We start from the raw sequence: 22,362 nt of genomic DNA, 5'->3' as shown, positions 1-22,362 counted from the left end.
CAAAAAACGGATTTTCAAAAGGGACTAGACAGGCTCAGGTTCGTTTTTTTGCATCTTCTGGAACAGCCATCCAATCTCGACTAAGCACAATCCCAGGCCAATAAACGACAACGCACGAAACAGCCCTTCAAGATGGGCCATATCTACTACAAACGCTTTTAGCAACACTACCGCCAGCCCGATAAACCCGGCTTTAACAAGCGCACTGTTTTCACGAAGCTGGGCCAGGTAAATGGTAAGGGTAGAGATAGCCAGCCACACTACTGAATAGGTATATAGTTCGGCTTGCTGGATGGGAGGTCCAAGGCGCAGGTAGCCAAGGTTAAACAGGGCTCTAATTTCACCATTGATAAACAGGAAGCCAAGCACGGCAATCACGCTCAGTATGGCGTTGCTGTACTGTTTTGGGAGCAACTGAAACTTCATCACAATAGCCAGCACCACAGCGGGCATTAGCCACTGTAACCACAGCCAGTTTACCCAGCCTTCACCTACAAATTGCTGTGTGATAAAAGGCGAATGCAGCAGGGAGATATCCATCTGAAGCAAGGTGGCCAGGGCCATCAGGGCAAGCCCCGCTTTTTGATACAACCCGCTTAGCGAGCCAGACAAGTGGCTTCGCCAGAAATATACGGCAGAGAGCACCAGCCAGTTCAGCGAAAGCAATATCGATTCTGTGTAGCTCAGATTTACAAAATCCGGGTAATCGCCGGTTAACAGATAGCTGGTTTCGGTGGTCACCAGCAACGCCACAATATGCAGCATAACGCCTTGTAGCCATGCGCGCATCGGCGTGGATGGGTTGTATTTGATCGCAAAACCAACAAGGGCCAGAGCCATTGGATACACAACCAGGGTCCAGTGAATACCCAGAATGGTTTCGTGTTTGTAGTGCGCTACCCAGGGAGACAGGGTTAACCGGCAAATCACCACCAACAAGGCGGCTTTGTACAACCAGTCCGGGATCCGCACTTTGAATTTCCAGCTCAGATAACTCATTGACGCTACCTGCACGGTAATGGCCAATGTTAACGTGCTGGCTGACAGCAACATGGTAAAGCACAGTGCCAGCATAGAGTTGGCGAGAATCAGATAGGTAACCTGGCGGATAGGTACGCGGGATTTCACCGCTGCAATCGATGCGCCTGCTCCAATGAGTGCCATATACAACGCCCAAAGCGGGTACAAATAGGTTTCAGCTTCAACGGGGGCGGTAACATAGCTTACCCCCAACATGCTTACCGGCGTGAGTACTAACAGGAGCAAATAAGCTGGGCGATCGGCAAAGCGCACCAACATGAACACACTAAAGGCAATGCCCGATAAGGTAACCAACTGCGCGAATAAATAACGCCCGTTAAAGGGGAATAAACCATCCTCGAAAGAAGTCAGATCGTGCATATTTTCATAGGAAAGCAGCGCGAATAAGAGCATAAAGAACGGCCAGGTATCCAGAGCACTGTGTCGGAAAGCCGCTACCAGCATAACATCTGCCAACAGCAAGTTTATCCACCCCAGTACATCATTGGGGTTACTCAGCATAATAAAAACGTACAACAACCAGAGTGACAACACGACACCCGTTTGTTCCTTTCTGGGCATCAGCAGGGTTTTTACTGATAGCGCCGCTGTCATGGTGCCTGTTAATGCCCAGCCTAATACACCAGACAATACAAACAAATAAAGCGAAACCAAGGTGAATACAAACAGGATCCACACGTCGCTGGTGGAGGCCATCACCGTTGCAATAGCAAACCAGATAAAGTGCCCCGCAAAACCCTGCCACCACACCCAGCGCTGTTTAACATATTCAGCTACCCAAACCGCAGAAAGCGACACAAATGCCACATACAACAACAAGGCAAATACATTATTGGAGCCGGTTGAAACCAGTGCGGGAACCGCATAAGAACCAATGATCCCAATGCCTGCCAGCACCGGCCCAAATCGCAGTGCTAAATAGGTTGATGCCAACGAAATAATGGCTAACACACCAAACGCCACATTGGCCGAAATAAACTGATAAAAATCAAACGCCACCAGTGCCATCGCAAAACAGGTGATCACGCCGCCGCTGGCCAGCGCTGCGGAAATATAAGGCGTGTTAATACGAAGGCGTGCTTTGAAGTGATTGGCCAGCTCTGCAGCGGCCACGAGAGCGCAGCCAAACAATGCCCCCAGAATTACCCTGACCGATGGCGGCAACAAGCCGGCTTCAATAGAGTACTTAGCCAAAAAGATTCCGCCAATAGCCAGCACGGCTGCGCCCAACCAAAAAATGCCATTTCCTCTTAGCCAGGCTTCAAAGTCGAACGTGCTTACCGTCTTGGGCACTTGCTTAGCAGGCTTTGCCGGCGTAGTTGGTGATTTCAATGGCGCAGCAGGTTTAGCTGATACCGGTGGTGGAGTATTCACCGAAGCGGTTGCTTGCGGTACTGCTGGCGTAGGTTTTGCCACATCGCGTACGGGATCAGAGGGTGCTGACTTGATTTGTTGCTTTAATTCTTCGATTTGCCGGGATTGTGATTCTACGGTTTTCTGCAGTAAACCAATTTGTTGCAGCAACGTACTGATTTGCTGACGGCTTTTAAACGCAAACAACACACCAACAAGTAAAAATACATTAAACAGAATTGAAAAGAGTTCAGTTTCCATACCTGGCCTAGGTTCCTGTTCTTATTCTTTTTTTATGAGGTATCACTGTGCGTGAAATTTAAGCAATATGCAATGGCGGTGGAGCTGATAGTTTTTTCAGCTGATGTACGAATACCTGTGACGGTTTCCAGAAGTTTGCACGTATTTAGCGTGAAGCTAAAGCAACTGTTCGCTCTCATACTTCGATACTCGGTATGTCCGGCGCTTGTGATCTAAGGTGCTGTGTTCGTGCGAGAATGTGCGCTTGCACCTCAGCCATGTAATGTCGGTCGTCTTCGGTGAAGTGCGTCTCTTGCGTTATTGTCTCAATAAATGGCTGTTGCGTCAGTATGGCGATAACGTTATCAGCCAAATCACTTAACTGGCGGCTCAAAAGCTTTTTGTTCACTCCACAGGTTTCTGCGAAATCAGCCAGTTGGTATGCGTTTATACTTGTCGGTTCAAACTCATCGCCTATTGCCATTGCGAGCATATGTTTGAACTGCGGGAACATGGCAACATTGACTAAATCATACGCAGGCGTAAATCGATTATTGTGCTTATCAAAAAACACCGAGACGTTTTTACCATGACTGTCGTAATTGCTGATCATTACATTAAACAGCTGCCAGTTGATGAGCCATTGAAGACTCTCAACAGGCGATGTCATTGTATGTGCTAATTCAAAGAGTCGGCGCAAGCTTGCGCCATCCCGAATATGTCGCACATCTCTTCCATCACCTAAGTTTCGCTCGTATTTGTAGTCACGTGGTAGGTTCAGTGCCTGACAGCCATCAATCACATGTCTGCGAAACACTTTTGATTGTTCAGGTGCATATTTACGATCAAACCTTTCTACAATCAGTGCAGGGTATTGTTCGAAGCGAGTAAATTGTACATCTGCGGTAGGCAGGCCTGCTGCCTTAGACAGTTTCATGCAGAAGTATTCGTTGAGAACAAGATTGGGGCAATTGTGCTTTTCAAACTTGAGTATATGGGTTGAACATAACGTCCCGTCGCCAAACCCAAGTTTCCCCTGCTCGTTAATGAATATGTTGAGCTTGTCTTGTACGCCAGCCACACTCAGTCGTGGTTTGTCGTCCCATGTTAACAGACCAATATCTTCCTTGCTGGCCAGGCGCTTGGTTAGTTCGTCAGGTTCAATTACTCTGAATTGCGGACCAGTTGTTTCTGATGCGTTGTATGATTTTTGTTTACTTGCCTTAAATGAGAAGGCTCCCGCCAAATCATTGCCGATGGCTCGCACCTGGGAGTAGACATTCTTTTCAGAGACGCCGAGGTGCTCAGACAGGAGTTTGCGCGCTTCTCCTTCGGGTAGTGCGTTGTCGAGATAGTTGTAGGCGACTTCGGGAGAATGGACATTATTTAACGTCAGTGCAGGAGAGAGTGGAAAGCCTGTTTGCTGCCAATCCTGCTCGTATTCAAGTTTGAGCAGGTTGGTGCTTTTATCCAGGGTTAGTTTTCCAATACAGCGAGCTGCCAACTGGATAAGCAACGTATATTCTGATGGTGGAGTAATGTTATCTGCTGGCATGGTTTTTATACCCACTCGTTATCACTGTTACTTGAGTCATCCTGCTTTTTAAGAGATTCAGGTGAAAGCAACGGTGAGGTAAGTTTGATACCCAGTCCATGTAGCACGGCAAATAGAGCAGCCAGGGTGCAATTATCATTGCCATTTTCTATGCGAGACAATGTATTGATACCCACATTGCATAGTGCGGCGCAATCGGCGAGCTTCATGCCCATCTCTGTGCGCTTTGCCTTAATCAGTTGTCCCAAAACATGCGCGTTTTCAATAAATTCTGCCTCAGGCATTTTTGAACTAGTGACTTTCTTTGCCATCGCCCTGCTCTAATATTCATTAGTATCGGTGATTATAGCGTGAAATCTACGAATAACAATTATATTCACCGTTAAGGGTGATTTTATGAGTCTGCGTCAATTTCAAAAAAATAATTAACCAATATCGGTGATTTATTTAGTGTGATGTTGTGAGTATCCGGACGATGCCAATCGTATAGGCACGACTATAATTCAGCCCAATACGGTGAGTGGCACAGCCCCTAATCAACAGCCTGAAAAAATAAAACCGCCTAAACGGCGGTTTTATGGATATGTTTAACGACATGAATCAGCTTGAAGCGTTATTCAATATTCTGGATCTGCTCACGCATCTGTTCAATCAGCACCTTAAGCTCAACGGCTGACTGTGTGATATCTGTACTAATAGATTTAGAACCCAGCGTGTTAGATTCGCGGTTGAATTCCTGCATCATGAAGTCGAGTCTGCGACCACATGCGCCGCCTTTTTTCAGGATTTTTCGGGTTTCGCTTACATGTGAATTTAAACGGTCCAGCTCTTCTGCCACATCGACTTTTTGTGCCAACAGGATCATTTCCTGTTCTACACGTGCGGCGTCGAGTTCCAGTTTGGCTTCTTCAAAGCGGGTAAGAATCTTTTCCCGTTGCCAGATCAGGATTTCCGGCATGCGTTGGGCAACTTTGCCAGCTTCTGCCTCAATGGCATCAAGGCGCTGTTCAATGAGTGATTTAAGCGTGTCACCCTCAGCCCCGCGCGCCGTAATAAAGTCGTTCATGGCTTTATCCAAACCTTCCAGCATGTCGGCCTGAATGGCGTCCATATCGGCTTCTTCAGAGGCAATTACGCCGGGCCATTTTAACACATCCAGTGGATTAACCCCGGTAGACTGGCCGTGTGATTGCACCCAGTCGGCAGCGTGCAGAACTTGCTTAGCTAACTGCTCATTCAGACTTAACTTGGTTACAGCAGAGTCATTGGCGGCAAACCGCAATGCGCACTCAACTTTGCCGCGTTGCAGGCGCTGGCGAAAGCGCTCGCGCAATACAGGCTCTAACCCGCGAAACTGTTCGGGTAAACGGAAGTACGTTTCTAAATAGCGCTGGTTCACCGAGCGTATTTCCCATACTGCCGTGCCCCACTCTTTTTTAACTTCGCTGCGCGCGAATGCCGTCATGCTGTAAATCATGTTGTATCCAATTGGCATAATGTAGATTTTACTGTGGTTAATCATACTACATAGCGTACGTTAACCCTAACCTTTGGTGGAAATGCTGTGTTTCACATGAAACATCGGCGCATGGCCGTTCATTTTCCGCTACCATTTACGCTATACTATGCGCGTTTTAATATTCAATGCACTCATATTGGGAACTTCAGGAGATCACCATGCGCCCAAGCGGCAGAACCCCCAGTCAAATTCGCCCAGTCACCATTACCCGAAACTATACCTGTCACGCAGAAGGTTCGGTGCTGGTTGAATTCGGAAATACCAAAGTGTTGTGTAATGCAACGGTGGAAGAAGGCGTTCCGCGCTTTATGAAGGGTCAGGGTAAAGGATGGATCACGGCTGAATACAGCATGTTGCCTCGTGCCACGCATACACGTTCTCAGCGCGAAGCGTCTCGCGGCAAACAAGGCGGCCGTACACTTGAAATCCAGCGTCTGATTGCACGTTCTCTGCGTGCAGCAGTCGATCTAAAACAACTGGGTGAAAACACCATTACCATCGATTGCGATGTTATCCAGGCCGATGGTGGGACGCGTACGGCGTCTATCACCGGTGCCTGTGTGGCATTGGTCGACGCACTTACTTTCATGCGTAACAAGGGCATTATTAAAGCAAATCCGCTTAAATTTATGGTTGCTGCGCTGTCGGTGGGCATTTATGAAGGTGCCCCGGTTGCTGATCTGGAATATGTAGAAGATTCTGCGGCTGAAACAGACATGAACGTAGTAATGACCGAAACCGGTAAACTAATCGAAGTGCAAGGTACCGCTGAAGGTGAACCCTTTTCCTTCGACGAGTTACAGGAGCTTCTCGACATTGCCAAGCACGGACTGCGCGAACTATTCGACATTCAAAAAGCAGCATTAAATTAAGGCAGGCTGGTTTAATGAAAGCATTCCAACAAGAATTTATTGAGTTTGCCATTGCCCGTGGCGTGCTTAAATTTGGTGAATTTACCTTAAAGTCTGGTCGCAAAAGCCCGTATTTCTTCAATGCGGGTTTATTTAATCGCGGTGGCGACCTGGCTAAACTGGGGCGTTATTACGCTGCGGCACTAACCGACGCAGGCATTGAATTCGACGTGCTGTTTGGCCCGGCGTACAAAGGTATTCCTATTGCAACCACCACGGCCGTTGCACTGGCTGATCACCACAATAACGATGTACCTTACTGCTTTAACCGCAAAGAAGCCAAAGCACATGGCGAAGGCGGTACGTTGGTAGGCAGTCCGCTGGAAGGCAAAATTATGCTGGTGGATGATGTGATCACAGCGGGTACTGCAATTCGCGAGTCTATGACGCTGATTGAAGCCAATGGTGCTACGCTGGCGGGTGTATTGATTGCACTGGATCGTCAGGAAAAAGGCAAAGGCGAGTTGTCTGCCATTCAGGAAGTTGAGCGCGACTACGGTACTAAAGTTGTATCGATTGTTACGCTGGCAGATGTACTTGCTTACCTGCAACAATCAGGTGGCCATGACGATAGCATTGCAGCTATTAAGGCCTACCGCGAAGCCTATGGCATCTAGCAGTAACTTTGATAACGCCGATCAGGCACTGGATGCACTGGGATTACGGTGCCCGGAGCCTGTGATGATGCTGCGTATGACTATGCGTAAACTGGAAGACGGCCAAACATTGTGTGTTACTGCTGATGATCCTGCTACTGTGCGGGATATTCCCAGTTTCTGCCGGTTTATGCAGCATACTTTGCTGGCCTCAGACACCGAATCTCTACCCTACCGCTATCTCATTAAGAAAGGCGTGTAGTCGCTATTTCGCTTCTGATACTGCCTGCAGCAGCAACTGTTGCAGGCATTGTTTCTGCTTTGCCGACGTACCGTGCACGTCACACAAATGGATGTTGTGACCTTGCAATAAGCGCTTTAACACACTCACGCGCATTTTCACACTTACAAACTCCGGTTCTGGTGGGTTCATACACGTCCTCTCTGTGGTGTTAACTAATGCAATAGGGTGGGCGTTAAATGGGGTGATCCTGATCGTAGCCAACCCATTAATTTCTCGATTATGTGTAGCAACCTGGGTTCGCTGGCATACAAAGGCATCAGGGCTGCCAATTGTTGCTGAGTATCCTGTATTACCGAATGTTCAGCAGAATGGCCTGGCGTTGTGTTTACCGAGCTGTTAGCTCTGGCGCAGCGGTCGACTGCTATGGCAGATGCAGCAAAAAACAAAAGATCTTTCTGGCTTTCGCTATCATGCTGGTCAATTGGTCGCAATGCCAATAGCACCGACTGCGCGACTTCCCAAACCAGCTGATTGAACGTAAACGCTTTTTGAAGATCGCCGTTACGTTGATAATCGCGTGCTTGCTTGCGCAATATCTGCCGAGCCTGTCTGGCATGATCAGGATGAAGTCGCAGCCATTTCCGATATACAGGGCACAATAATTGTGTACGCATGCAGGCCTCCTTTGTTATGAATCGCAGCGTAATACAATTAATTTAATCTAAATGATAATTATTATCAATTGCGATTTTGGGTATTAATTAAAATGAGTTTTGTGTGTTGTAAACTTGCTCAAGCGAACAGGGCCGTGTAGAAGTATAAAGTAGCTTAGTTCAATGCCAGCCACAGGCCCGCGCACACCAGCGTGATACCAATCATGGCTTTGGTGCGATAACGTCGGATAAATTGCTCGGCCTGATTACCAAGTAGTTTAACTGCCAACGCCAGCCCAAAATACCGAATTGACCGCGCTATAACGGTAGCCAGTAAGAACAGTGCCAGGGAATACTTGGTGGCGCCTGCAGCCAGCATAGCAATTTGAAAGGGAATGGGCACAATGCCCAACGTTAGTACAAACCAAAAACCCTGAGTAGCCATTTGTGCTTCAACACGCTCAAACTGTGCTTCACTGCCAAACAGCGCAATCAGGGAATCGCCTATAGCGTCAAACAGAAAATACCCCAGTGCATAACCAAACAGGGCTCCAATAATACAGCCAACGGTGGCCATCAACGCAATATGCCAGAGCTTATCGCGTTTGGCCTGCATTAAAGGAATCAACACCGCTTCCAGAGGAATAGGCACAATGGTTGATTCTAAAAACGAGGCAATGGTAATACCACGCAACATATTGCGTGACTCAATCATTGCCTTGGTCTTTTGCTTTAATACCCGTTTGGCGTTTTTCACTGGTACTTACTGCCCTATTGTTTGTAAATTTTACCGTCTTTCATTACAAACTGTACTTGCTCAAGCACGGATATATCGGCCAATGGATCACCTTTAACTGCAATTAAATCAGCCAGTTTACCGGCTTCCAGCGTACCGAGTGTATCGTCAATGCCCAACAGTTTGGCGGTGTTAACGGTTGCACTTAATATGGCTTTTGCAGGTGGCATGCCAGCGTCTACCATCAGGGTAAATTCCTGTGCGTTGTCGCCGTGCGCGGATACGCCACTGTCGGTACCAAACGCAATGTTCACCCCCGCTTTGTAAGCCTTGCCAAAGGTTGACTGAATTAAGGGACCAATTGCCGCGGCTTTGGGACGAACAATCTCAGGAAAATAGCCGTCTATTTTGGCTTTTTCGGCCACGAAGTTGCCTGCGAGGATGGTAGGTACGTAGTAAGTACCGTGCTTTTTCATCAGCTTCATCACTTCGTCGTCCATGTAAGTACCGTGCTCAACAGAGGTCACGCCCGCTTTAATTGCCCGTACCATGCCTTCTTTGCCATGGGCATGTACGGCAACTTTCATTCCGTAATCGTTTGCAGTTTCAACAATGGCTGTAAGCTCATCATCCATAAATTGGGGGTTCTGACCGCTTTTAGCGACGCTCAGTACACCGCCGGTTGCGGTGATTTTAATGGTGTCTGCACCATCCTTGTACCGTTGTCTTACGGCCTGACGAGCTTCATCAGCGCCATTGATTACGCCTTCTTCCGGGCCCACATGCGGGGCAATGAGCTTGGCCATACCGTTACTTGGATCGGCATGCCCGCCGGTGGTGGCGATGGACTTGGCTGCGGTATAAATACGTGGGCCGGTAGCAATACCGTTACTAATGGCATTTCGCAGTGCCACCGTTTCGTTGTAGCTATCGCCAAGGTTGCGTACGGTAGTAAACCCGGCCATCAGGGTTTTTTCCGCATAGTGCGATGCCATTAGGGCGTAATCGGCCTCGTTTTGAGTAAAGCGCTTTAGGTATGAAGCCGTACCGCCTTGCTGAAAACTCAGGTGGACGTGCATATCCATCAGGCCAGGCAATACAACTGAGTCAGATAAATCGACCAGCGTATCGCCCTCGCCTGCTGCGATATGACCTTTTTCGATACGGGTAATGGTGTTGCCATCTACTATTATGGATACCGGGCCGGTGAGTTTTTCACTGGTGCCGGTGAATGCGTTTCCGGCATGAATTACTGTGGCGGCATGTAGCATTCCCAGGGGCAACAGCGTCGTTGTCAGGGTGAGTGTTTTTAACCAGGATTTCATTGTTCTTCTCTTTTGTTGTTGTAATTAATAGGTTGTACTTACCCTGTAATACCGGTGAAAGCATCAACGCCAGGGAATAGAAATAACTCTATGTGAAGTTGTTCAGATAGGCAAAAAACACAGGCTTTTTTTCGTTAGACATGGAGCTTTATAAGGCGAATATCAGCTATAACCGGCAACGTTGTGTATAGTGCTCGGCAGGAAATTCAGCAATACTGGCTTTCTAATCAAATAGGAAGTCGTATTTATGGAAACCTCGGTACAGCGCCTGTCGGCGCGCTTATTTATAACCAGAACGCCAAAAAAAACGGCGGCATTAAATGCCCGTTAACTACGCTTTCAGATAACTCAATCTAACCAGCAGAATAGTCCGGCGGGCTATGGGGAAATGCCCTTTAATAAGCATAAAAAGAGCAGGTTTTGAAGTAACCTGCTTTTTTTGTAATTGAATTTAGAGGATTAGAGCGATGACAGCGCGTCGCGCAATTCTCGCAGTTTCGCCTTTATACGGCGCATATTATCGGGGCCGGTGCGAAGCAATTGTTTCTGCGGCCCAGACAAACTCTCCAGGCGCTCGTCAGCATACTTGTACATTACCGAATCAGTATACACTTCCACTGGCATTTTCACTTCTGGCGTATCCAGCAGTGTATCAATAGCGCTAATCATGACTTCAGTAAATGACTGGTCTGGATCGCCAATTTCGGCATATTTAGCCTGAATCTCATCCAGATAAGTCGTGTACAGTTTTACCAGATCACTGTTGCTCATGGATTCAAGTGCATCAACGTAAGGCGTATACCGCTTGTAACTGGCTGCATCAATCCACTTGCGATCGGCTTGTGTATACACACGAAATTCCTGATCAGGCGGGGTTAATAAGCGATGGTTCGGCGCCATATCGCCATCAGCCAGATTGGTCGTCGATACAACAAAACGCTGAAGCAGACCGTCATTAACCAGTAAACGACTGATCAAGGGTGATGAAGCAATGGTTTCCAACGCACTTTTCACAGCAACATCACTGATATCCAGTGGTTGTGGCTCCGGTGCAGACTGTGGCATGGGGTCGATTTCCTGATTAGGATCGATCACCACCGGCTCGGGTGCAGGGGCCGCTTCAAAGACATCAGGGGTTGCAGGCTCTATGGTTTCTGGCTGCGCAATCGCAGGAGGCTCAATCGGTTTGGCTGGCTCAGGTGTTGGTTCACTGGAAGGCCATAATAAAACGGCCAGCAATACAATCACAACCACGCCGATAATGACGTAGGGTAACCAAGACTTTTGCTCGGAATTCTCGCTCATAGATATCTACCTTGATTTGATGGTTGCTCAATTCATACTACCAGAGTTATTGGCAATCCGCTGAAATTCAATGTTGTTTTTTTATTCTTTTTTTTAAATTACCGGCTTACTGTTTTATTGAATATCAGGCCAGGCCTCAAGAGTAAACCGTTAACAGGTACGATTTTTCCGTTTGATTTACATTTCATCCATTTTTTCCGTGCAGCCGTATACACAATCACCAACTAACCGGAAATGTGAGTTATGTATAAATTCTGGCGAAAAGACCTGGAAGCAGATGTCTGGGCAATTGATGTGCTGGAAGTGCAGTCGTTTGAAATGAATGTATACCTGGTGCAACTTACCTGTGGTAATCAAACTGGCTTGGTTTACGATGATTCAGACAAACCAATGCGCTTTTACAGCACAGGCCATATCCGGGAATTCTTTGCACATTGTTCAGTGGATAAATCGTATATGAAACACGACACGCCCTATGACGAGATGATAGGTAATCCACCCAAAGCGGCACACGCGATGGCCTTGCCGTTTAGTATGGATATGCCGTATTAAATTTTACAGCCATTTGCTGGCGGCTTCGCGCAGGTCAATTTGCGTATTGAGTTGTTTGGCCAACAAATACAAGCCGCCTAATTTTCGGTGGATAAAAATAGCATCCACCGGCGGAATGTGCCAAAAGTCTTCATCGAAGCTAAGTTTCATACCCAGTGCCTGTACCCGGGTGAGCAGGTCCGAATTAGCAAAATCGTACGGGCCGTCGCAATACAATGCTTCGCATGCTAGTTTACCGAGCGCCACTACGGTTGCCTGTTGCGATTCACTGTGGGTCGTTTGCATTAGCCCTATATCCAGCGCGGCCTGGGCTACGCCCGCCATATCATCCTTGGCCATGGCTCTTAGCAGTGCCAGGTAACCTTTAGACACCGCCTCTGGTACGTCGCGACACGCACCAAAATCTAACAGTGCAACGGTTTCCGACTCGGCAATATAGCGGTAGTTGGCCATGTTGGGATCGCTTTGAATAAGGCGAAACGAAAACACTTCATCAAAAAACAAACTAAAAAGGCCAGTCATGAGCCGGTTGCGCACGGCTTGCGGGGCCTGCGCCAGAGTGATGATCGGATCGCTCTTAATGTGGGTCATAGCGAGGGTGGTGGCGGTGGTAAATTCGTCGAAAACGTCGGGCACCACAAAATCCGGATGGTTACCCAATGCCTTACTGTACTGGCGAAGCATCGCCGCTTCGCGCAGATAGTCTGCTTCGTCGTGCAATTGCGCTTTTGCCTGGGATAGCAGTGGCTTGATGTCGAGTGTGCCAGGCAATAACCCGGATAGCTTAATAATACTCGCTACATTGTCTACATCGCTGTTTATGCTGTCGCCGATACCGGGATATTGCACTTTAATGGCAAGGGTTTCGCCGTTAAACGTAATGGCCTTATGTACCTGGCCAATCGAAGCTGCGGCGATTGGGGCAAAGGAAAAATACAGCAATGTGTCTTGCCATCCTGGCTGCCACGCGTCGTCAAGTACTGCTTGTAACTGTGCTTTTGGCATAGGATCGGCATCTTCGCGCAAACGCGCAAGAATGGCACTTAATTCTGGAGGAAGTAACTCTCCGCCATCCATTGAAATTAATTGCCCTAATTTCATCGCCGCGCCGCGCAACGTGGCAAGTTGGTCGGTAATACGCTGGATATTCCTGGGCGTGAGTACTAAATCCGAAAGCGAAGGGCGCTGGCCCGAAAGTAGCTTAGCTGCACCCTGAGACACCACGCTGCCCGCTATCTTTCCCGCCAGCGCGCCTATACGCGTCATGCGCGATAAACGCGAACTGGGTATCGGGCGGGATTTCGGCGTGTCGGACATGTCCCGCTACACTATCTGAGAGATCACTTGTAGCAGCATACCAATGCCACTGCCTATCGCAAATCCTATCCAGCCATTTCGTTCGTTGTAGCGTGCCAGCGCCGCAGCAAAAATGCCGCACCACAGCATGGGGCCGTAAATAGCGATAATGGAGCCTCCCATGCCGGAATTAGGCATGAACATCATTACTACAATAGTGATTGCCATTGCGCCAGAGAGGTACACCCACAATACATTTTTCTTGTTGTTTGCGGTGTCGTTGGCAGGTTGTTGGGTATCAGTCATACATTATGCCCTTTTTTACCTAGCATAATGACGTACTCAGGGGCACGGGGTCAATTGCGACAATGGTCTGAACAGGTAATGGTGAGGCGAAATAAGCAGGTTTGTGTAGCGGAAGACCGCTACACAACAACTCTCTAAGTGTTGACGTGCGTGGCTTTAAAAGTGCACTTCCAGTAACGCCACATTGTCGGTAAAGGTTAAGGTTTTCAGATCGCCATTGCCTTCCACATTCAGCGTATTTACCTGGCTTGGCCAGATATCACGCAGTGCGTCATGACGCACTCTCAGCCCCTTCAGAACAGGTGGCTGATCGGTTTCCTGATAAACCCAAAAGTATTTACCTTCTGTTTCAAACCCAATCAAAGACAGCTTAAGCGGTTCGCCTGCGGCATTTAACAGCATAAAGCGTTCTGCAGCATAGTTGGCAAACTCGGCCTGCGTGGCCGGGTCATCCAGTATGTCGGCGGTTTTTTTAAACAGCATTTTTACGGCGTGTTCGGCATCGTGCAAATTAAAGCGATGCATCACCTCAATATTTTCTGTGCGCGGGTTGAACAACACAGTGGTGATCGCGGCCTTTTGCTGATGCGCTATGGCTTGTGAACTTGAAACACATAACAGCAGGGCATAAAGCCCTGCCTTAACCACGTCAGAAATGCGCGACAGCTTAGTTGTCATCGCCTTCCTTCTTCTCGTCTTCACCGTCTTTCTTGTCGGTCTTCAGTTCGGTTTTGATGTCATGCATGATGTCACGGCGAACCTTCGCTGAACTTGGTTTAGACTTATACGCTTCAATACGCGAAGGAATAATGCGGCGTGGATAGTGGTTGTTTTCCACATCAACGTCGGCAGTTTCCCAGCGTGGATCAACGGTTACGCTTACCAGTTCTTTGTCTTTGTCGGTTACCACCAGTTTGCTCACCGCTTTAGGGGTACGACGCCAGATTTCAGCTGGAATACGCAACTGTTCGGTAGTGCCGTCGGCATAAGTCATCTCCAGGATGATAGGCATAACCAGACCACCCAGATTAGAAAACTCCATTACATAGTAATTTTTGTCTTCTTTAACCGCGCGTTCAAAGGCCTTACGCTCCCAGGGTTCCAGTTTGTCTAACCAGCTCTTGTAGCTGTTGCGCTCTTTGTTGGTTACCGTGAACTGGTCATTTTCATCGTAGAAGTCGGTAATGTCGGAATAACGGTCTACCCACAATTTCTTGCCTTCAGCAGCGTTGCGCTCGTCAGTCAGTGACTTAGGCTTGTCTTGCTCAACCTGGCGCTCACGCGCAAAATCAATATCTGGATCCTGAGTGTCCAAACGCAGTTTGTAAACCTTGTCTAAGGAGATATCCACGTGATCGGTAGTGTAGAACCAACCGCGCCAGAACCAGTCTAAATCAACGCCTGAGGCTTCTTCCATAGTGCGGAAAAAGTCAGCTGGTGTGGGGCGTTTGAACTTCCAGCGCTGCGCGTATTCTTTAAACGCGAAGTCGAATAATTCGCGGCCAAGAATGGTTTCGCGCAGAATGTTAAGTGCTACCGCTGGCTTGGTGTACGCATTTGGACCTAAGCGCAAAACAGAGTCAGACTGGGTCATAATAGGCACTTGTGTGTCGGACTTCATGTAATCCACTACGTCACGGGGTTCAACACCCCATGGAATATCCGGATCCCATTCGCGGCCTGCAACGCCATCGAGGAAGCTGTTCAGACCTTCGTCCATCCAGGTCCACTGACGTTCATCAGAGTTCACTGTCATTGGGAAGTAAATATGCCCCACTTCGTGAATAACAACGCCAATCAGGAAGCGTTTTTCAGCCAGTGAATAAGTGCGTGAACCGTCATCGCGCAGTTCGGTACGCGGGCCGTTAAAGGTGATCATGGGATATTCCATGCCGCCTACCGGACCGTTAACCGATTGTGCAACCGGATAAGGGTAATCAAACGAGAAACGCGAATACACCTCCATGGTGTGAATGATCGACTCGGTTGAGTACTTCTTCCACAGATCGCCACCTTCTTTCGGGTAGAAAGACATCGCCATCACTAGAGGTTGGTCTTTACCACCCTGGTGATAACCGCGTGCATCCCACATAAACTTACGTGAAGAAGCCCATGCGAAGTCACGCACGTTTTCTGCTTCAAAATGCCAGGTTTTGGTTTTGTCTGTGCCTTCTTTTTCGTTTTCCAGCGCTTCTTCTTCGGTTACGATGAAAACGGTACGCTCGGCATTTTTAGCTTGCTCAAGTCGATCGCGTTGCTCACTGGTTAACACCGACTTCGGGTTTTTCAGTACACCGGTTGACGACACAATGTGGTCGGCTGGTACGGTAATTTCTACGTCGTAATTACCAAATTCAAGGGTAAACTCACCTCGACCCAGGAACTCTTTATTGGTCCAGGCTTCGTAGTCTGTGTAAGCGGCCAAACGCGGGAACCATTGAGCCAACAGGAAAATGTCGTTGCCGCCTTCGCGCTTGTCATCCGGGAAATGCTCGTAACCTGCACGGGCAGATACGGCATCTTCTTCAACAATGTTAAAACCAAAATCAATTTTTACGTCGGTTTTCTTGCCCGGCTTCAATGGTGCTGCAAGATCAACCCGCATCAAGGTGCCAACAATCACATAATGCAGTGCTTTGCCACTACCGTCGGTGACTTTCTTAATTTGATAGCCCAGCTCGTTATCGTCTACAAACTGCTGACGGCGAATGGCTTCCATGGAAAGTTTAGCCGGTGAGCTGTCGCTGGGGGCGGATGTTGCCGGGCCGCGGTTACCGATTCCGCCAAAGTTTTCGCTTAGCGCTGACATTGAGTCGGGACGGAATTTGTTTTGATCCAGCTGTACCCATAAATATTTCAGGGTATCCGGTGAGTTGTTCTGGTAAGTAATAGATTCAGACGCGTCGATACGACGTTTGGCTTCGTCCAGGGTTACGTCGATGTCGTAATCCACTTTTTGCTGCCAGTACTGATGGCCTGGCTCACCTGCCGCGTTGCGGTACACGTTTGGTGTGGGAAGCACTTCATCAAGTTGACGGAATTTATCTTCGAAATCCCCTTTCGTCTGTTTAATGGCAGCGTTCGCAGTTACTGAGCAAGTCAGCATAGACAGCACCGGCATTAACCAGATCAACTTGGGCATACGATTGCTCATGTATGATCCTTAGTCGTTATGACGCTTATTTATTATGATAAACAAGTAGTGTAATTCTAATGTATTCACAAATGCCAGCCGTTTGCCGTAAATTGCAACAGCCTTAACGCAAAGCCAGCCATACATGCTGTTGTGATGCGGTTTTTTGTTTGTTTTGTGGGCGCTTTGTAATATTCTTGAAACCCCGTTACTTTCTTTGTCTTCATGCTAATGAGTGGGTTTACCTGGCAGCGTGCCGTAATCAAAATTGGCAGTGCGCTGATCGCGCCCGATGGCCAGCAATGCAGTGGCCGCTATATTCTTCCAATTGCGCGTTTTATTACGTCTGCCCGAGAGGCAGGCAAAGAGGTTATTTTAGTGTCATCCGGCAGTGTGGCTGCGGGGCGGGCTAAAGTGCCTATTCAGCATCCGGCTTCTATTTCTGAGAAGCAGGCCATGGCTGCCATCGGTCAGATGTACATGATGGCCAACTGGCAGCGGTTTTTCGATTTTCCCTGTGCTCAGGTATTATTAACCTATGACGACCTGCACGACCGTACACGCTACGTAAATATTAAAAATACCATGCGTGAGCTGTTAAACCACCAGGCATTACCCGTGGTGAATGAAAACGATACGGTAGCAGTGAACGAACTGAAAGTCGGTGATAACGACAACCTGGCGGCCTATACGGCGTTAGTGTCGGGTGCCGACACGTTAATTATTTGCTCGGATATCGACGGCCTGTATACGGCCGATCCGCGCAAAGACGCCACGGCCAAATTGATCCCGGTTGTGGATGAAATAACGCCGCATATTTACAGTATTGCTGGCGGGGCTGGCTCATCGGTGGGTACCGGCGGCATGCGTACCAAAATTGAAGCCGCCGATAAATGCACGCGCAGCGGCATTCAAACCCTGATTGTAAATGGGCGCAATGGCCACGTGTTTGATGAACTGCAGGATGGCAACATTCCCGGTACGCTGTTTAAAGCCCAGCAGTCGCAAAAAACTGCCCGCCGACTGTGGCTGGAACACACGCTGAAAACCCGTGGTAAAATTTACGTCGACCCTGGTGCTGAGAAAGCCTTGGTTTCAAAAGGTGCGTCTTTACTGCCTTCAGGTATAACCGAAGTGAGTGGTAACTTCGAAACCGGTGATGCCATTGAAATTGTGAGCCAGGACAAATCCCTGGCCAAAGGCCTGGCGCTTTACAGCGCACAGGAACTCAAGAAAATCAAAGGTGAGAAAAGTCAGCGTATCCGCGACATTCTGGGGTACGATAACGGCGAAGTTGTCGTTCACCGTGACGATTTGGTGTTATTGAAATAAGGAGCACGCGATGAGCTTTTCGATTCGACAAGCAGCCAAAGAGGCAAAAAAGGCCGCCCGTCAGGTAGCCCGTCTTAGCCCGGAGCAAAAGCGCGAAGTGCTGCACGACATCAGTCATTACCTGATACAACAAACCCGCAATATTTTGTCGGCTAACCAGTTGGATCTTGAGCACGCAAAGTCCGTGCATCTGGATGCCGCTATGGTAGACAGGTTAACGCTTACCGAAGAGCGGGTTATGGCCATTGCCAACGCGGTGGCGTCAATTGCTGATCAGGATGATCCGGTAGGTGAAATCAGCCAGATGAAAACCATGCCAAGCGGCATACAGGTTGGCAAAATGCGCATTCCGCTGGGTGTTATTGCGATGATTTATGAATCGCGCCCGAATGTAACAGTGGATGCGGCTGCGCTGTGTTTTAAGGCTGGCAATGCGGTTATTCTGCGCGGCGGCAAAGAAGCGTTGCACTCTAATCTGGCCCTGGCAGCCTGCTTACACCATGTGCTGCGCAAGCATCATATCGATGCTGCCGCCGTAACTGTTGTCCCCGATCCTGACCGGGCTATCATGAATACCCTGATGACCTTGAAAGACGACGTGGACCTGATTATTCCCCGTGGCGGCGAAGGGCTGATTCAGTATGTGAGTGAACGCAGCCAGATCCCGGTTATTCAGCATTACAAAGGTGTCTGTCACTTATATGTCGACCAGCACGCCGACATCGAGCAGGCCCTGGCGCTGTTGGAAAACGGTAAAACCCAGCGCACCGGTGTATGTAACGCGCTGGAAACCTGTTTGGTACACAAATCGATTGCTGATGTGTTTTTACCCCGTGCGGCCGCCATGTTGAAAACTCACAATACCGTGATCCACGCCTGTGAGACGTCGATCAGGCATTTTCATGGCGCGGTGGGCGCCACCAATGCTGATTGGCATGCTGAATACCTGGCAATGGAAATTGCGGTAAGGGTAGTAGATAGCTATGAAGATGCGGTTGAGCACATTGTTCAGTATGGTTCGGGTCATACCGAAGTGATTGCCACGCAGCACTACGCAACGGCCAACGCATTTATTCGCGACATCAACTCGGCGGTAGTCATGGTGAATGCCTCTTCGCGATTCTCTGATGGCGGTGAATTGGGATTAGGTGCAGAAATCGGTATTTCCACCAGCAAACTGCACGCTTACGGACCCATGGGCGCACAATCCCTCACAACGGAAAAATTTGTGGTAATGGGTAACGGACACACCCGAAAATAATAATCAACGTACTTTGCCCGTAGCGACGCCGCGAGCAACGCGGTACGCTGAAACCATCATTGAAGGATGAGAATAAACATGACGGATATAACCCCTTCGCTGAGTGATTATCCCTATGCAGTAACTCTGCCCACGCGCTGGCAGGACAATGATGTCTATGGCAACGTAAACAACGTGGTGTTTTACAGCTTTTTCGACACCGCAGTAAATCGGTTTTTGGCCGATGAAGCAGGTATGGATTTCAGGCACAGCCCGGTAATTGCCCATGTGGTGAGTTCACAGTGCCAGTTCATTTCCACTATTTCCTATCCGGAAGATGTGGAAGTGGGGGTGCGGGTAGCCAAAATTGGCCGTAGCTCGGTAACCTACGGTGTGTCAATTTACGCTGGCACCAACCATCGGCGCGTGGCGCACGGTCAGTTTGTGCAGGTATTTGTTGATCGCGCAACCAACCGCGTTGTGCAAATTCCGCCACGCACCAAAAGTGCATTAGAACGAATCATTGAAGCGCTTTGATGCACGCAGTCATTCTGGACGGTGATTCACTGGGGCAGGACGCTGATTTGTCTGCCTTACGTGCATTGCCTATTTCGTTAACCTGCCATCCGGTAACGACTGCTGATACCGTTGTACCGCGCATTGCCAATGCCGACGTGATCCTGGTTAACAAAGTCGTGCTCAGTGCAGATATACTGCGGCAAGCACCGCGTTGCCGGTATATCGGTGTGCTGGCTACCGGCATGAATAACGTGGATTTGGAATACTGCAAAACACGCGGTATTACCGTGAATAACGTGGCGGGTTACGGCACGGATTCTGTAGCTCAGCACACGCTTATGCTGATGTTGAATCTGGCAACATCGGCGATCCCTACCATGCATCAGGTGCAACAGGGCGAGTGGTCAGCATCGCCGTTTTTTTGCCTGCTCGACAATCCGGTTATCGAACTGGCAAACAAGCATTTGGTTATTGTGGGATATGGCACCTTGGGGCAGCGCGTAGCTGAACTTGCCAAAGCCTTTGGCATGCGGGTATCTGTGGCGGCGAGACCCGGCACGCAATACACAGACAGTGGCTCGTCAGGTCGAGAGCCGTTAGATACGCTATTACCCAGTGCCGATGTGGTAAGTTTGCATTGTCAGCTGAGTCCGGATACGGCTGAATTGATGAATGCACAGCGCTTTGCGCTAATGAAACCAGGCGCATTGCTGATCAATACAGCACGAGGTGGCCTGATTGATGAACACGCTTTGCTCGATGCGCTCCTGAATAAACACATTGGCGGCGCAGCGTTAGACACACTGAGCAGTGAACCTCCACCAGCAGATCATCCACTGCTAACCGCTCGGCTACCTAATTTACTCATTACGCCCCACAATGCCTGGGCCGCTAAAGAAGCCCGCCAGCGTTTAATTTCACTGGCGGCAGGCAGTCTGGCGGCCTTTTTACAGGGCGTTTAGCCAGGTACACCGGATTGACCGCATGGTAATTATTGGCGACTGAGTTTTTTAAGCTCTTCGTTTAGTGCGTAAGCCGGTTCAGTCACAATGGCCTCCAGTGTTGCTATGCGCGCTTTAAGGGCTGCAATTTCTTCATCTTTGGGGTCAGACTTTTCTGCGACGGTATGCGTACCCTGGGCAAACGGATTTACGCTCTCACCGCAAAACCAGGCACTTAATTGCCAGCGGTATTTGGCATCTAAATAATGACAAACCAGGCTCAGTACCAGTACAGCCGAAATTAATGTAACAATGTTCAAAGTAGTCATAGCGGGCTCCTGTATAGTGGATATTACTCTAGTCAGCGAGCGCGGAAAAAAATTACAGTCGATGTGTAATTTTTTTTATAAATACCTGACTACCTGTAATAACTTCATTAAACAACGATAAATCAGGACAGTGAGTGCAAGCGGATTTTAAGGATATCCTCAACCAGCATCAGGCATTGCTTAGTCGCGTGGCGTCGAGCTATGAAGCGAACGATGCCCTGCAACAGGAGTTGCTGCAGGAGATTGCACTGGCAGTGTGGCAGGGGCTGGCCCGGTTTAACGGCGAGGCGTCTTTAAAAACCTATATTTTGAAGATTGCGCATAACCGGGCGGTAACGCACGTGTGCAAAGAAGTAAAGAAACAAGAAGTATCCGGACACGACAATGACGACTGGGAGTTTGCGCCCGGACAGGCCAATATGCAGCCACACGAAGTGGCAGAGCAACAAGCCGATATTCAGCAATTATTGGTAGCGGTGCGAGCCTTACCGGTTGCGATGCGACAAGTACTCACACTCACACTGGAAGGTCTGAGCTACATAGAGATTGCCGAGATATGTGGTATTACCAAAAATCACGTAGGCGTGTTATTGCAGCGCGCAAAAACACAGTTACAACAGGAGCTACAACATGCCTGACGCAACACCGGATTTAACGGCGCTATGGCAACAGCAGCCTACCAGTCATATTGACATGCTGGATTTAGCGAAACGACTGAAACGCCAGCAGCGCGCTCAGCGCATATATCTGTTTGTTGATTTACTGGGGTTTGTGCCTGCACTATGGGTAATGATGGTTACCTGGGACGCGTTATCATCATTGCTGGCTGGATGCCTGGTGGCATTACTGGTGATCACCTTTTTGTTTTACACCTACATTGCCTGGCTGCGCCGTCATGCGGCGTTAGCCCGTTTTGAAGATACTTCTCACTATTTAGGCACGCTTAAGAAACAGCTGCTGAATAATCATAAAATTGCTCGCCTGACGTTTCATTCCTGTTGGCTGTCTGGTGTCGCATTAGTGGCAATATTGGGCCTGATGGCGGCTTATGAAGACTATACCCTCGACAATCTGCGCCGCAGTGCATGGGTTCTGGCATTAGTGGGAATTGGATTAACCGCTATGGCAGTGTGGGCACACAAGCGCGCTGCCCGGTTTAAACTCGAGTATCAGCAGTTGGCGGTATTAGATACCTAACTCAGGTTTTTAAGCGTATAATCACCGCCAATTCAATAT

At 48.8% G+C, this 22,362-nt stretch carries 24 protein-coding genes; 10 read left to right on the top strand and 14 right to left on the bottom strand.

Annotation, left to right across the window (positions count from 1 at the left end; genetic code table 11):
- Positions 1-24: 24 nt before the first annotated feature.
- The 4 genes from ACLR2L_RS01410 to ACLR2L_RS01395 all read right to left on the bottom strand — a co-directional run bounded on the left by ACLR2L_RS01410 (position 25) and on the right by ACLR2L_RS01395 (position 5,666).
- Positions 25-2,655 carry a DUF2339 domain-containing protein gene (locus tag ACLR2L_RS01410; RefSeq protein ID WP_413365060.1) on the bottom strand — a complete coding sequence of 877 codons (2,631 nt, stop codon included), beginning with the start codon at positions 2,653-2,655 and terminating at the stop codon, positions 25-27.
- A 175-nt stretch (positions 2,656-2,830) separates the two neighbouring features.
- Positions 2,831-4,189, bottom strand: a complete 1,359-nt coding sequence (locus ACLR2L_RS01405; protein WP_413365058.1) for a HipA domain-containing protein — start codon at positions 4,187-4,189, stop codon at positions 2,831-2,833.
- Between the two features lie 5 nt (positions 4,190-4,194).
- Complete coding sequence (locus ACLR2L_RS01400) at positions 4,195-4,500, bottom strand: helix-turn-helix domain-containing protein (RefSeq protein WP_255052178.1); 306 nt, start codon at positions 4,498-4,500, stop codon at positions 4,195-4,197.
- Between the two features lie 302 nt (positions 4,501-4,802).
- Positions 4,803-5,666, bottom strand: a complete 864-nt coding sequence (locus tag ACLR2L_RS01395; RefSeq protein WP_140957929.1) for a YicC/YloC family endoribonuclease — start codon at positions 5,664-5,666, stop codon at positions 4,803-4,805.
- Between the two features lie 200 nt (positions 5,667-5,866).
- Between ACLR2L_RS01395 and rph the strand changes: the two genes are divergently transcribed.
- Genes rph through tusA form a run of 3 tightly spaced genes read left to right on the top strand, consistent with a single transcriptional unit; the run spans position 5,867 to position 7,477 of the window.
- Positions 5,867-6,580, top strand: a complete 714-nt coding sequence (rph, locus tag ACLR2L_RS01390) for a ribonuclease PH (RefSeq protein WP_413365056.1) — start codon at positions 5,867-5,869, stop codon at positions 6,578-6,580.
- A gap of 14 nt (positions 6,581-6,594) precedes the next feature.
- Positions 6,595-7,236: an orotate phosphoribosyltransferase gene (gene pyrE / locus ACLR2L_RS01385; protein WP_413365054.1), complete on the top strand. Its 642-nt coding sequence runs from the start codon at positions 6,595-6,597 to the stop codon at positions 7,234-7,236.
- Positions 7,226-7,477, top strand: a complete 252-nt coding sequence (tusA, locus tag ACLR2L_RS01380; RefSeq protein WP_413365052.1) for a sulfurtransferase TusA — start codon at positions 7,226-7,228, stop codon at positions 7,475-7,477. Before pyrE ends, tusA begins: the two co-directional genes overlap by 11 nt.
- A gap of 3 nt (positions 7,478-7,480) precedes the next feature.
- Here tusA and ACLR2L_RS01375 read toward each other — a convergent pair whose 3' ends face one another.
- The 5 genes from ACLR2L_RS01375 to ACLR2L_RS01355 form a co-directional block, all read right to left on the bottom strand.
- A complete protein-coding gene (locus ACLR2L_RS01375; protein WP_181405118.1) occupies positions 7,481-7,648 on the bottom strand; it encodes a hypothetical protein in 168 nt (55 codons plus the stop codon).
- A gap of 23 nt (positions 7,649-7,671) precedes the next feature.
- Positions 7,672-8,133 (bottom strand): hypothetical protein, encoded by a 462-nt coding sequence (locus ACLR2L_RS01370; RefSeq protein ID WP_413365050.1) that lies wholly within the window; start codon positions 8,131-8,133, stop codon positions 7,672-7,674.
- Positions 8,134-8,287: 154 nt separating this feature from the next.
- A complete protein-coding gene (locus ACLR2L_RS01365; protein ID WP_413365098.1) occupies positions 8,288-8,827 on the bottom strand; it encodes a YqaA family protein in 540 nt (179 codons plus the stop codon).
- 56 nt (positions 8,828-8,883) lie between these two features.
- Positions 8,884-10,173: an amidohydrolase family protein gene (locus ACLR2L_RS01360; RefSeq protein WP_413365048.1), complete on the bottom strand. Its 1,290-nt coding sequence runs from the start codon at positions 10,171-10,173 to the stop codon at positions 8,884-8,886.
- Positions 10,174-10,632: 459 nt separating this feature from the next.
- Positions 10,633-11,478 carry a DUF3014 domain-containing protein gene (locus tag ACLR2L_RS01355; protein ID WP_140957923.1) on the bottom strand — a complete coding sequence of 282 codons (846 nt, stop codon included), beginning with the start codon at positions 11,476-11,478 and terminating at the stop codon, positions 10,633-10,635.
- A gap of 243 nt (positions 11,479-11,721) precedes the next feature.
- Here ACLR2L_RS01355 and ACLR2L_RS01350 point away from each other — a divergent pair, with 243 nt between their 5' ends.
- A complete protein-coding gene (locus ACLR2L_RS01350) occupies positions 11,722-12,030 on the top strand; it encodes a DUF6482 family protein (protein ID WP_413365046.1) in 309 nt (102 codons plus the stop codon).
- A gap of 3 nt (positions 12,031-12,033) precedes the next feature.
- Here ACLR2L_RS01350 and ACLR2L_RS01345 read toward each other — a convergent pair whose 3' ends face one another.
- The 4 genes from ACLR2L_RS01345 to ACLR2L_RS01330 form a co-directional block, all read right to left on the bottom strand.
- Positions 12,034-13,347, bottom strand: coding sequence for an ABC1 kinase family protein (locus ACLR2L_RS01345; protein ID WP_413365044.1), 1,314 nt, complete (start codon positions 13,345-13,347; stop codon positions 12,034-12,036).
- Positions 13,348-13,353: 6 nt separating this feature from the next.
- Complete coding sequence (locus tag ACLR2L_RS01340; RefSeq protein ID WP_140957920.1) at positions 13,354-13,632, bottom strand: hypothetical protein; 279 nt, start codon at positions 13,630-13,632, stop codon at positions 13,354-13,356.
- 156 nt (positions 13,633-13,788) lie between these two features.
- Positions 13,789-14,310 (bottom strand): DUF6702 family protein, encoded by a 522-nt coding sequence (locus tag ACLR2L_RS01335; RefSeq protein ID WP_181405117.1) that lies wholly within the window; start codon positions 14,308-14,310, stop codon positions 13,789-13,791.
- Positions 14,300-16,774: a M1 family metallopeptidase gene (locus ACLR2L_RS01330; RefSeq protein ID WP_413365096.1), complete on the bottom strand. Its 2,475-nt coding sequence runs from the start codon at positions 16,772-16,774 to the stop codon at positions 14,300-14,302. The genes ACLR2L_RS01335 and ACLR2L_RS01330 overlap by 11 nt, the downstream gene beginning before the upstream one ends.
- Positions 16,775-16,996: 222 nt before the next feature.
- Here ACLR2L_RS01330 and proB point away from each other — a divergent pair, with 222 nt between their 5' ends.
- From proB to ACLR2L_RS01310, 4 genes are all read left to right on the top strand, one after another.
- Complete coding sequence (proB, locus tag ACLR2L_RS01325; protein ID WP_413365041.1) at positions 16,997-18,097, top strand: glutamate 5-kinase; 1,101 nt, start codon at positions 16,997-16,999, stop codon at positions 18,095-18,097.
- A gap of 10 nt (positions 18,098-18,107) precedes the next feature.
- Positions 18,108-19,358: a glutamate-5-semialdehyde dehydrogenase gene (locus ACLR2L_RS01320; RefSeq protein ID WP_140957918.1), complete on the top strand. Its 1,251-nt coding sequence runs from the start codon at positions 18,108-18,110 to the stop codon at positions 19,356-19,358.
- Between the two features lie 78 nt (positions 19,359-19,436).
- The gene (locus tag ACLR2L_RS01315; RefSeq protein WP_140957917.1) at positions 19,437-19,874 is read left to right on the top strand and encodes an acyl-CoA thioesterase; all 438 of its coding nucleotides are present in this window, start codon (positions 19,437-19,439) and stop codon (positions 19,872-19,874) included.
- A complete protein-coding gene (locus ACLR2L_RS01310) occupies positions 19,874-20,818 on the top strand; it encodes a D-2-hydroxyacid dehydrogenase (RefSeq protein WP_413365038.1) in 945 nt (314 codons plus the stop codon). The genes ACLR2L_RS01315 and ACLR2L_RS01310 overlap by 1 nt, the downstream gene beginning before the upstream one ends.
- A gap of 29 nt (positions 20,819-20,847) precedes the next feature.
- Here ACLR2L_RS01310 and ACLR2L_RS01305 read toward each other — a convergent pair whose 3' ends face one another.
- Positions 20,848-21,126 (bottom strand): hypothetical protein, encoded by a 279-nt coding sequence (locus ACLR2L_RS01305; protein ID WP_140957915.1) that lies wholly within the window; start codon positions 21,124-21,126, stop codon positions 20,848-20,850.
- Positions 21,127-21,260: 134 nt separating this feature from the next.
- Here ACLR2L_RS01305 and ACLR2L_RS01300 point away from each other — a divergent pair, with 134 nt between their 5' ends.
- On the top strand, positions 21,261-21,764 hold the full coding sequence (locus tag ACLR2L_RS01300; RefSeq protein ID WP_140957914.1) for an RNA polymerase sigma factor: 504 nt from the start codon (positions 21,261-21,263) through the stop codon (positions 21,762-21,764).
- Positions 21,757-22,323 carry a hypothetical protein gene (locus tag ACLR2L_RS01295; RefSeq protein WP_413365035.1) on the top strand — a complete coding sequence of 189 codons (567 nt, stop codon included), beginning with the start codon at positions 21,757-21,759 and terminating at the stop codon, positions 22,321-22,323. Before ACLR2L_RS01300 ends, ACLR2L_RS01295 begins: the two co-directional genes overlap by 8 nt.
- Positions 22,324-22,362 lie beyond the last annotated feature (39 nt).

Origin of the sequence: Alteromonas sp. AMM-1 (genome assembly GCF_047290655.1) — a bacterium.
GTDB lineage: Bacteria > Pseudomonadota > Gammaproteobacteria > Enterobacterales > Alteromonadaceae > Alteromonas > Alteromonas mangrovi.
Note: the sequence above shows the minus strand (reverse complement) of the source record. Positions and strands in the feature narration are given on the sequence as shown.